Source organism: Methylophaga sp. (genome assembly GCF_009711715.1).
In the GTDB taxonomy this organism is placed as follows: Bacteria; Pseudomonadota; Gammaproteobacteria; order Nitrosococcales; family Methylophagaceae; genus Methylophaga.
The window spans coordinates 1-11,251 of the sequence record NZ_VENF01000025.1 but is presented as its reverse complement, the minus strand read 5'-3'; the positions used below and the strand labels follow the sequence as shown (position 1 = coordinate 11,251).

Annotated in this window: 7 protein-coding genes; 4 read left to right on the top strand and 3 right to left on the bottom strand. The window is 43.6% G+C overall.

The window, feature by feature from the left end; genetic code table 11:
* Positions 1–180: 180 nt before the first annotated feature.
* The 3 genes from FH755_RS13450 to FH755_RS13440 are packed head-to-tail and all read right to left on the bottom strand — an operon-like array spanning position 181 to position 1,890.
* On the bottom strand, positions 181–468 hold the full coding sequence (locus tag FH755_RS13450; protein ID WP_292441625.1) for a hypothetical protein: 288 nt from the start codon (positions 466–468) through the stop codon (positions 181–183).
* Between the two features lie 11 nt (positions 469–479).
* Positions 480–1,661, bottom strand: coding sequence for a DUF3596 domain-containing protein (locus FH755_RS13445; protein WP_292441624.1), 1,182 nt, complete (start codon positions 1,659–1,661; stop codon positions 480–482).
* Positions 1,654–1,890, bottom strand: coding sequence for a hypothetical protein (locus FH755_RS13440; RefSeq protein ID WP_292441623.1), 237 nt, complete (start codon positions 1,888–1,890; stop codon positions 1,654–1,656). The genes FH755_RS13445 and FH755_RS13440 overlap by 8 nt, the downstream gene beginning before the upstream one ends.
* Before the next feature lie 119 nt (positions 1,891–2,009).
* On the opposite strand from FH755_RS13440, the gene FH755_RS13435 reads away from it, so the two are divergent.
* The 4 genes from FH755_RS13435 (at position 2,010) to FH755_RS13420 (ending at position 11,063) form a co-directional block, all read left to right on the top strand.
* Positions 2,010–2,213 carry a helix-turn-helix transcriptional regulator gene (locus FH755_RS13435; protein ID WP_366658791.1) on the top strand — a complete coding sequence of 68 codons (204 nt, stop codon included), beginning with the start codon at positions 2,010–2,012 and terminating at the stop codon, positions 2,211–2,213.
* A gap of 224 nt (positions 2,214–2,437) precedes the next feature.
* Positions 2,438–4,198 carry a hypothetical protein gene (locus FH755_RS13430; RefSeq protein ID WP_292441622.1) on the top strand — a complete coding sequence of 587 codons (1,761 nt, stop codon included), beginning with the start codon at positions 2,438–2,440 and terminating at the stop codon, positions 4,196–4,198.
* Positions 4,195–5,721 (top strand): hypothetical protein, encoded by a 1,527-nt coding sequence (locus tag FH755_RS13425; RefSeq protein ID WP_292441621.1) that lies wholly within the window; start codon positions 4,195–4,197, stop codon positions 5,719–5,721. Before FH755_RS13430 ends, FH755_RS13425 begins: the two co-directional genes overlap by 4 nt.
* Positions 5,718–11,063, top strand: a complete 5,346-nt coding sequence (locus tag FH755_RS13420) for an FtsK/SpoIIIE domain-containing protein (protein ID WP_292441620.1) — start codon at positions 5,718–5,720, stop codon at positions 11,061–11,063. Before FH755_RS13425 ends, FH755_RS13420 begins: the two co-directional genes overlap by 4 nt.
* Positions 11,064–11,251: the final 188 nt, after the last annotated feature.

Here is an 11,251-nt window from a genome sequence, read left to right as displayed (position 1 = left end):
CAAGATTAAAAACGTGATGCAGGTCTCACTTTTGGCTGTTGAGCTCTAAGTCTATTTGCGACTTTTCGTTGCATCCATAGACTTATTTTGGGATCCAGTAGTAGCTGGACGACTCGCCAGGAAATAATTACGCCGCCAAAGTGGCGGCGTAATTATCGATGATGGCTCATTGATAATGCATCAGAAAACCGTTCTTTGATATTGATTAAGCCTGTCGAGTAGCTTGTATGAGAGTTGCTCAACCTCTTGGATGAATAAATCTTCATCCTCAAATTCAGTCAGGCGGCGTTCAAGCCATGTTTCGATAGCATGACGATTAGATGGTTCATCACCTTTACCAATCAGTGCTATTAGGTTGTTTTTATCAGATTCAATTTGGCAGGTGAAACACACCAGCCAGGCGGCTTGTTTTATTTTATTGGCATCGCTGTATGCGGAGAAGGGAGTGATAATCAGTTCTTGCGTCACGTCAGTACCTCTCATTTAGGTTTATTCAGCTGTAAATGATTTTTGAGCAGTCGCTCGAAAGCACTGCCATCCTGGCGAGTCAGGTTCGGGACATACCGTGAATACACCCTGAACAGCATTTCTGTGGTGGTGTGCCCCATCTGTCTTGCGATCCATTCGGGAGACTCGCCTGCAGCCAGCCATAAGGTCGCCGCCGTATGCCTGGTTTGATAGGGGCGCCTGACAGCCAAGCCCAAATGCCGAAGTAGGGGCTGCCAGACTCTATTGCAGACATTGTTGTGGTTTAATGGCGTCCCTTGGCGAGTACAAAAAACAAACTCAGACTGTTTAGTTACTTTGTGTTGAGCTTTGAGCGCGTCGTAGACCATTTCTGACATATCAATAGCCCGAAATGAGCCATCATTTTTGGTGTAGGTGAGTCCACCACGAACTAATGCTTGCCTTACCAAGATTTGCCTGCGGTTAAAATCAACAAACTTCCATTGCAAACCGTGGATCTCGCTGGTACGCATTCCGGTGAAGAATCGAACAATGTAGTAATTTCGATAATCAGGGCGAACCGTGTTGATGATTGTCTGTACTTCTTCGATGCTGAATGGTTCTACATCAGTCTTGGGCACTCTTAATGATTTGATTCCGTGGTAGGGTGAGCTAAAATCGAATCGGTTGGCTGCCTCGTTAAGGATCATACGCAATGGCGTGATGATGTGGTTAATACGGCTAGCTGAGAGTGGTGTTCCGCTTTTCTTTTTGGTGACTTTGGCGAGTTCTGAACGAAAAGCGAGTATTTCAGCTTTAGTGATGTGGCCAACCTCTTTTTCCCCAAATTTGGGCAAGATGTATTTTCGCAAATTGAGCTCAACCCCCTCTTTGTGAGACAGCCGCCACTGGGCCTGCATCTCATTGACCCAAGTTTCTGCAAAATCCTTGAATAGTGGCGTGTCTGTAAAGGCTTTATCTCCAAGTTGCTTTAGGTGATGAAACTCTTCAGCTCGCGGACTTTCAGGAAAGTAATCCCAGTAATTGAATGTGCCAAGTGTGATTTCAGCATCGATTTTGTTTAGGACGATTTTCATCCGTTTACGGTTAGCTGGCGTGTCATCAAGTTTTGTCTGTTCACGGCAGCGTTTGCCTTTGTACCGAAAATCGAAAAATAATTTGCCGGTTTCTTTCCTAACACGAATATTACCCATGGCAATAACCTCCCGAAGCCATTGGCAATACTGCCCCAGTTTCTTTAGAGACTTTGCCAATATCTTTTTCAATGGCTTCCCAGAGATAAAGCGTTTTTCTTCCACCGAAAGGGCGTATGTAATGGATGCCTTCAAGTAGAACTGAATCTTTCAATTGACTACGAATAGTCCGTGGTGTGTATTTAATGCGCTCCGCAAGTTCTTCTGTTGTAAGGTAAGTCTCACTCATAGATAATCTCCAATATATTCAAGAGCAATATTATGATGCTCTGGAGATACATTATGATGCTTTATAGTGTCTTGTCAACACTATTTTGATTCTTTAAAGACTTATTATGGTGCTTTGTAATGGTAAAATGTACCCTGTCAGCGTTAATGGGCGCTAAAAAGTTAAAAATTGCAGATGTTGTTAACGAAACAGGCATCAACCGAAGTACTGTAAGTCGCCTGTATCATGAGACAACGACTCGGATTGACTTTGAGACACTTGAAAAGCTCTGTCTGTATTTTGAATGTCAGCCTGGGGACCTACTTAAGCTAGAGAGTGAATAGTAAGCTTTTACCGAAGCTCATTTTTATCAGATATGTAATAAAGAACTGTTGAGCCGATTGGAATATGGCTAACAGTCTCCAGTAGATTGCTATTGAGAATCTTGTAGGTTACTTTAGATAGCTGTGTAATATGGATGACAAGCACATCTGAAGTAGTTATGGAAAATTCGAATCCGTTAATCTCTTTTCTGAGACACTATGGTCCCATCACGACCAGTGACAACATGTATGACGAGCTGATCCAGTCTGAAATTGATAGACATGGGATCAATCCAGCCATTCAAATCAAACCTGCCAAACTTCCCGATGTATTAAAAAACTTTGAATCAACAGATCCTAAAAATGTCATCCTGACAGGGACGGCTGGTGATGGGAAAACTTTTCATTGCAGAAGTGTTTGGACCCACTTTGGTGGGGATAGTGAAAGATGGAAAGCCGGCGAGAAAATTGTCACTCTCGCGCTCCCAAATTCATCAAAAAATCTGACCATTGTTAAAGACCTAAGTGAATTAACTCAGGAAGAGAAAAAAATACTCTTCGCTTCTCTCAACTCGGCTCTTTCCTCAGAGAGTGCAAAAGAAGTCTTTCTGATAGCCGCTAATGATGGGCAATTATTAGCTAGTTGGAGAGACTGGTCAGATTGTGAAGCACCTGAAGCACATACCACATTCAAAATTGTAGAGGACATGCTCGTTGAGGGTAAGAACTCTGATTCAAGGTTAAATTTGTCCCTCTTTAATCTCAGCAGTCTTGATGCGTCTGAACATTTTGAAAGGTTGGTTGAACAAATTCTTGAGCACCCTCAGTGGCAGCTTTGTGAGAACTGTGAGCTGATGGGGCAGGGTGGCACATCACGATGTCCGATTCGAATTAATCGTCAAAGACTCAGAGGCTCAGAAGGCGAATCTATCTTCCGGAGACGATTACGACATCTGCTCAGATTAGCACGTGCAAATCGTCTTCATATTCCAATACGGGACCTATTGCTGCTTGGCATAAATATCCTCTTGGGAGATCAACATCCACAGCAAACACTCCTGACTTGTCGAACAGCTCACAACAGAGCCCAAAGCGGTGATTACCGACTGACAAATCCCTATGCCAATGTTTTTGGGGTGAACTTACCTGAAAGACAGCGACAGCAATATCAAGTTTTCAATACACTAGAAGCCTTTGGTGTAGGCCGTGAGACAGACAATAGGTTTGATAATTTACTAATTTATGGAGCCTATAGTGACTCCGAACTATATAAAGAGCTCATTTCGGAAGATAAACAATATGGCGCGCTTGCTTACAAGCCCCTCTTACAAGATTACTTAGAAGGTGAGCGAGAAAATACTAAGACTTTCATGAGGGCTCTCTCTCGTCAGCGTCAGCGTTTGTTCTTTACTCTTCCAGAGAATCAGAATTTGGACCCGTGGCGCTTAACTGTATACCAATCATCTGGGCGGTTTCTTCACTTCATTGATGGCCTAGCACAAGGTTTAGATGTCTCAAGAACCGCAGAAACATTAATTCGAGGTCTCAATCGAACATTTTGTGGAATGATGATAGATGATGGGACAAAGTTATATGTTGCCTCATCTGGGGGGGATGGGCGAGGCCGTATTGCTTCAATACTTAATTACGACCTGTCAATAAAGAAACACCGCCGAGATCCATATATTGAATTTTCACTGGGTTCGGATGAGGCCTCGGCTTGCCTTGTGATAACTGACCCAACCCTGGGCGGGATCGTTGATAGCCTCAACCTCCAACTTACACATTTCGAGTACCTTGTCCGAGTCGCTAATGGGAGTTTGCCTGCAAGCTTTTCCAGGCAATGCCATGAAGATTTCCTCGATTTCAAATTACGCTTGATTGAAAAACTCGACAGAATCATAGGGGAAGAATCATCGGACGATGAAGTGACTCTTACTGCAATAACTGTTGATAGTAATGGCAGGGCTCAAGATGAAGAAATTCACATAAGGTTAGGACAATGAGTGTACGTCTTGAAGCTCCTGTCAAATATCAAGGTAATAAAATATGGGTTGATGAGGCTATCTGGGGACATCGTTTCTACAACGATCAAACCCCATGGTTTGTCTTATTGGAATTCCTTGCAATTTTCTGTTCTCGAGAAGAGCAAGGACGCGCTCTTAAAGAAGTCCAACAAGATGGAATGCATGAGACTTTCTCTTATCACATACCCAAGTTAGTGCCCCTTCGCCAACTGATTTTTAATAACCCACAAATTCATCACATAGAAGAAACTAAAAACACAGATGCGGAGCAATGGCATGAGTGGTTTAGAACATTTTCTAATGACAATGACTTTCGATATCTAAAAGAAAGGTTCGGGTCATTTTCTCGTTTGGCTCGTATTATAGAATTTTTTCAGACGACCTCGATCGAACCCCATCGTCAAAGACGTTGGAGTTCACGCTTCCTTTTCCCCTACGGACCGAATTGTATTTATGCTGATTTGCCAGCAAATCTAGGGAGTCCAGATCGAAGGTTTTTTGGTCGGGGTGGGGAATTGCTCTACCTGATGCTAAATAGAAGTGGTAAAGGACAGGAAGTTTCTGAACTCATTGCAAAAAAATTACTTCGCAAAGATGATAGATGGAACAGAGTCTCTCAAGCATTACTTCCAGAGGGATACAAGGCGGCATCGAATCTAATTGATAGTGGTATTGGTTATTTACCATTTTCAGAACGTCCTGAGTATCTCGCATTAGCTGACACATGGATCAAGTTGTTAAAACTTGATTTACCAGGTGAAGCCCTTTTTGATCCCCTGATGCGACTTACATCGCTGCATATGTTGTTGTATATGTTGAGGAGATCGAATGAAGAAATTGGTGATAAAAGTGAACCGAAATTTGTTCTTGAAATAGCATCTCCTAAGAGAACGACTATCTTTGAGCTATCAAAAGAAAATTTTGCCGCAAATAGGATGTTATCTAGTCGTGCTGTAAGAGCATTTGTGGAGTCAGCAAAAGAAGATGAGCGTTGGGAAGCCGCGCTTGATGCCAGGGCACCAGCTGATGCAATGCGCCAATATCTAACAGAGCGGTTTGCATGGGAGCCAGAAGATGGCCCTCCGTCGGGAGGGGCGCAGTCAATATTCGATTCACTGCGTGAATACGCAGAAAACCGTCACCAACAACATGTTGCTAAAGTGCATTCTGAGTGGACTAGACAGATTGGTTTGGCTGTATCCCGACGAGGAGCAGGGACATGGTACTCCCCAGATGATTCCCTACTTAAAGCTCTAGTTATTTCTACGGTCGACGAGGGACGGGAGGAATTTCATCGTTTTCTTTCAAAGCTCTACGACCGGTTCCAAATCATCATTGGAGCTAATGAGGCAGAGAGAGCGTTTGGCAATCTTCCAACCGATCAAAATGCATTTATGCAAAATACTCAGCGTTTAGAGCAACGTTTGAAAACGCTTGGCTTACTTCGTCGACTATCAGATGACTGTGCCTATGTAGAAAATCCTTTTAGGAGTGAGCTATGACAAGGAATGAGCTCATTGCAGCAGTTGCACTAGACTTCATTAAGAAACATATGGAGCGAGAACCTGAAGGCACGCTTCGCTTCTGTATGCTTGGTTTAGAGTCTTCCCTAGTCTGTTCTATCGCAAATGCTGTGGCCGGTGATGAATCTGTTAAGTCTGAGGTATTAATTAAAGTTTCATCAACATTCAACAGCAGTGGAGAACTAGGCCCTGAGTTGATAAGTAATGAGTCCATAACTCATTGGCGGCACTGTCGTTTGGACGGACCTATTCGTGCAGTTCTCTTTGCTGCTACCCAAGAGGAGTTGCAGCGAAATGACAAGAGTGTTGAAAAGGTTACTAAGATCGAAACTGACACTCTGCGCGCATGCTATGAGACATGGGCTGATTCAGCAGGTCTGACCAAGGCGCATCTAACGCCATCGAAACGGGAGCATTTGTTGACCGCATTGGAATCAACCAATGTATCGCATGCAGCTCGAACTATCGAAACCTTTGCAGATTTTGTCATAGCAATCGCACAAGCAGTTGATAAAGGATTGCCACTGCAAAAAGCGTTAGACGAGGCATTACCGAGCCTGAAGCTCCCTAGGTATTCTGCTAACTTCGATCGTATACCCGAAAAGAGACGCAATTCTATTAGTGAATGGAATAAAGTTTTTAGAAAGCTAAACACCAAAATAAGACCTCTCCTTGTACGTGAAACTGAGAGCGGTGAAGCCATCCCCCCTGAACAGCTAAAGACTAATTATGCTGAGATGCTAGAGCGTTTAGAGCAGCCAGAACGCGTCATTATTGAGAACTTTCTAGATGCCGACCTACGTATTGACCAGTGGACAGCGCCTCAAAAAGCCCTAGTAGAGCTAGACTGGCGCACCATATCTGATTTATTTGAAGGTGTTACAAAATCAGAACCACTTTCTCTGGGGCAAAAGACCGTCAAATTCTTTGATGATGAGTTTGAAGATCAGCTTGAAGAATACGAGAGAGAATTACTCTCGGCTAGCTTCCCTAAAAACCCTACAGATGACCTTGAAGCATTTTTTGAGACTCATAGAGAGCACCTAGCCCGAGATAAAAAATTATCTAGCGCTTGGGAAAAATATATTTTCCGCAATCCACAAACCTATGATGACTTCTGGGTAGGGTTAATCGATACGCTTGATAGTTTGCGTCGACGCGTTAACGACGATGAATTATCAGATAGAAAGCTGAGCATTGTTATTCCTGGTGCCAGCAAGAAAAGTTTTTGGCGGAATAAAAACCCAAAAGTTGCCCGATATTTCGCTTATCGATATCAAGGAATAGAAAAACTCTTCGGTGATGAAGTTCAGTTTGACTTTGGAAAATTGGGAGACTTTTATTTTTCTGAATTTGATGAAGATCTAGCCAAAGTTACAACTGCATCAAAAGATGCCCGAACATTAAAGTTTGAGGTAGTCCTAGATCCACAAGGAGCTAATGCTAAGCTAATTTTCTATTGGGAGATGGCTGTCGATGCTATTGCAACGGCCTTGCCTGATGATTTGATAAGCATCGCAAACCTTAAAGAATCCAATGCACTTTTATCTTCTGCCGATATTACGAGACAGTCAGTTAGCTCCAAAGGTACTATCCAACGAGTTGATTTAGCAGATATCAACACGATCAGAGACGTGGCCAACACCAATGAAGGAAAGCTGGTTGCCCCCAATGACCCCAATTGTGATAGGGGTGAGGCTTTCATTTCTGCTCTAAGAGAAATATCAGAGGTCACCGGTGTCAATAAAGCGGATTTCGAGACCATCCGTAAACATTTTGATACTTTTTGTCTTTCCTACACAGCAGCTATAAGAGACTGGATTAGTGATGAGGGGGCAGGGCTATCATCAAAATACTTAGTTGAGCAGGCTGAAGCTTATGGACTGCTTCTCGATGGGCTCAGCAGACACGCTAATAATGATCTTGCTCGTGAAAAACTTTGGCAGGATGTTTTGCGAATAGGGGTGGCTAATATTGGTGTAGGAGCTTCAGCTGCAATAATAACCCCATGGCATCCATTGCGGCTTGCTGAAATAGCTATCAAAGCTAAGCAAACTGCAAAACTAATCAAGGATACCCTCAAAGCTAATGAAGAAGATATTTTCAGGGCAGATCTTCTATTTGCTCAAAGAGAAATGGAATTATCTTCAAATTTCTACCCTGAGGTATGCATCGGCTTTGATGATGACCGTCCGATTTTACTTGCAGTAGCAGATAAAAAGTACGATTACACTCTTGCTGAGCCGCCTCTCAGGAACGCTAATGGCACAGGAGAAAATACTTTAGATGTCGAACCAAGTGTAGCTGCTAAGGCTTTTAGTAAAGTCGGTGAGCAATATCTCACGTTACTTCCTCATGAAAGAAGTAACTTCTCAATGGTGTTATTCAATGCAGAGTCAAAAGCGCTACCGAGTGCCTTAGCATCAGAGTTATCGAGTAAGGTTGAACAAGAAAATGAGCTTCAATGTGACTTGTTACTGACTCACTCAAATCCAAGAACAATCAGACGTGTTTATGAGCAACAGAATGTAAACGTCAGTGAAGAGTCTGGTTCTGTTATGGCGAGTGAAGCAGCAAGAAACTTTTTATCTCGTTTACGAGTAGGATTTTTGGATGCTGCAGATTTGCCAGAGGATGATAGTTATCGAGTAGCCGATATAGTGGCTCTCCAAGATGTCGTTGCCCGTAACGCGAAGCTTGTGTGGAAAAGAGCGCCTGGTGAGAGGGCACCAGAATTCTCAGAACATGTTCCTGTTAGGTGGTCTAGGCGTCGTCCTGTCGCGTTGACTGACACATCAGCAGCTGTCTACCTTGCTTGTCCATCTCAACCTCAAGCTTGTCAGAGTTATCTAAATCTTGTGCATGGCTATCTTGATGGTGATAACGCGTTAAATGAAGATGTTATTCCTGCTCGAGAAGTGACCTTTAGGGATGGAAATATTGCTGAGGTACTTCGCCAAACACACAAACTCGGCGAGTGGGTAGTAAATTTCGATGAATTAGTCGATAGGCGCATCTTGAGCAACAATGGGGTGAGTGTTATTCGTCATATTCATGACAGACGCTATGACCGCAATGTCGTGGTCTCTACAACTTCGAACCCAATGTTACTCAAAGTGTTGTTGAAGGAGCGAGTAGATAAGCTTGATCCAACCATCACACAATTAGATTCTAAAGTCATTAATAGACTCATTGAACGGGCAAATGACTTATCAGGGCAGGTTGTCATGCGAGCGGCACGTTATGGTCACTTCGCAAATGAGCTGTTAGGCGTTGTACTATCAATGGAGCAAATACGCGCTCTCCTTGGCGGTAACCATCAGCCTTTTGGATGGTATTGCTTGGATGACTTTGCTTCATGGTTTGGTCAGCGTGAAGAGCAGATTGCCGACATTATGGTTATTGCACCGAGGCTAGTGGATGATAAGCCCATATTGAAAGTGGCGATATCAGAAGCAAAATTTGTGGCTTCAAATGGCTATCGCTCACAGGCCAAGAAGTCAGCTAAACAACTAGAGGAGACGATTGCTCGCCTTAGTAGAGCGCTAGATCCTCAACATCGGAGGATTGATCGTCAAATCTGGCTCAACTGTCTTGGTGACTTCATGATTGAAGGCATGGAGCCGTTTGGCCCTGAAAAAATTAACGGTTGGGATCTTCACAAGTGGTCAGATGAGGTAAGGCAAGATAGAGTGCCAATCGAGGTGGTCGGTTTCTCTCATGTTTTCATTCATGATGATGATGAGCGAGTTGATGCTGGTGAGCCTACTCCATTGAAAGGCATGTCTCACTGCACACAACAAATTTTTGATAAGCACCAAGTTGCAGCATTGATGAGAGCTTTTGCATCTAATGACGCTGTTGCAAGTAATGATCACAATGCCAATTGGCCAGAAGCACTTGTTTCATCAGGAAGTAAATCCTCTCCATCCTCAGGTGAAGAGAGTGGTAGTGAAGTTGAACAGACTAGATCCTCTCAAGATGATATCCCGGCGGGAGGAGAATCTTCTGAGCTGCCAAGCTCAGAAGTTGAACCTGAAAAAGAGGTTGCCACACATGAAACGCAAGAGTCATCACTGCAGGTAATAGATTCTGCTGACAATGATGAAGAAGAGCAACCTATTCCAGCAGAATTGTTGACGCAGTGGCCATCTAGACAATTGGCTGAATGGGTTAATGGTGGCTCACTCTCTGATGAAGAAGATGAAGAAACTAAAGCTTGGCTGGATGCAACAGTCATAGCGCTTCAAAGAGCCCTGCGTGGTTATGACATGACAGCCGAGCTCATTGGATCACGCTTAACCCCCAACGCAGCTCTAGTCAGGTTTCGAGGCTCAGATGATCTCACTGTTCCAAAAGTAGAGAAGAAACAACAAGAACTGCTCACCTCTCATGCTATTGATGTAATCAACGTATTGGCTGCACCAATGGAAGTGGTAATCATGGTGGCTCGACCAAATAGAGCGATTCTGCGCTTGAAGGATCTCTGGAAGCAGAGACAATTATCAGCTACTGCTCCTGAATCCAATACAAGTTTACTTTTGGGGGCATGTGAATCTAATGGTGAGCTACTTTACTTGAATGTTTCTGAGGGGTTTGGAGGCTTTCAGGGGCATGGCCCCCATACACTGATCGCCGGTGAGTCAGGTAGTGGCAAAGGCGTGTTGGTTCAATCCCTCTTGCTTGATATTTGCGCTACTAACTCGCCATCTAGTGCACGAATCAGAATGATTGATCCCAAATCAGGTGTGGATTACCCATGGTTGAGAAATATGCCTCATTTAGATGGCTCATTAATTACGGAACAAAATGAGGCAATTGAGGCTTTAGAAGAGCTTGTTGGAGAAATGGAGCGAAGAAATAAGCTTCTTGCCGAAGCAGGTGTCACCAAGCTCGAAAACTACAATAAAAAAGTCAGTACTAATGAGCGACTTCCTAGAATTTGGCTATTTCATGATGAAATGGCCGACTGGATGATGATCAAAGAGTATCGAGATGCTGTAGAGCTTCATGTCAGCCGGCTAGGGGTTAAAGCCAGAGCTGCTGGTATCAATATGGTTCTGATTACTCAGCGACCTGATAAAGATGCTCTTCCAATGCAATTAAGAGCGAACCTAACGAATAGGTTGGTTCTCAAGGTAGCTGACAAACGAAACTCCATACTAGTCATGGATGAACCTGGTGCTGAACGTCTTTTGGGGAAAGGGCACCTAGCTGCGAAGTTGTCTGGTGAGTCTAGGATTATTCTTTCGCAAGTGCCATTTGCCGAAGAGGAGGAGATTGCTAACCTTGCAAGGTTGATTCGTTTAGCATGGAGTTAAACTCCAAATATTCATAGTAGTGCATGTTCTGCTTTAGAACATGCACTACCTACCTTGAAATTAAAACTAGGTTAGCTTGACCTGCCCCCGATCTTTAATCCAGTCTCAACTTAGTAATGTTCGTGGTTTTTGAATTAATTTGTCGGTTGGCAACAGCAAACTCCAATGGGGTTTGAGAGCCAAGGGAT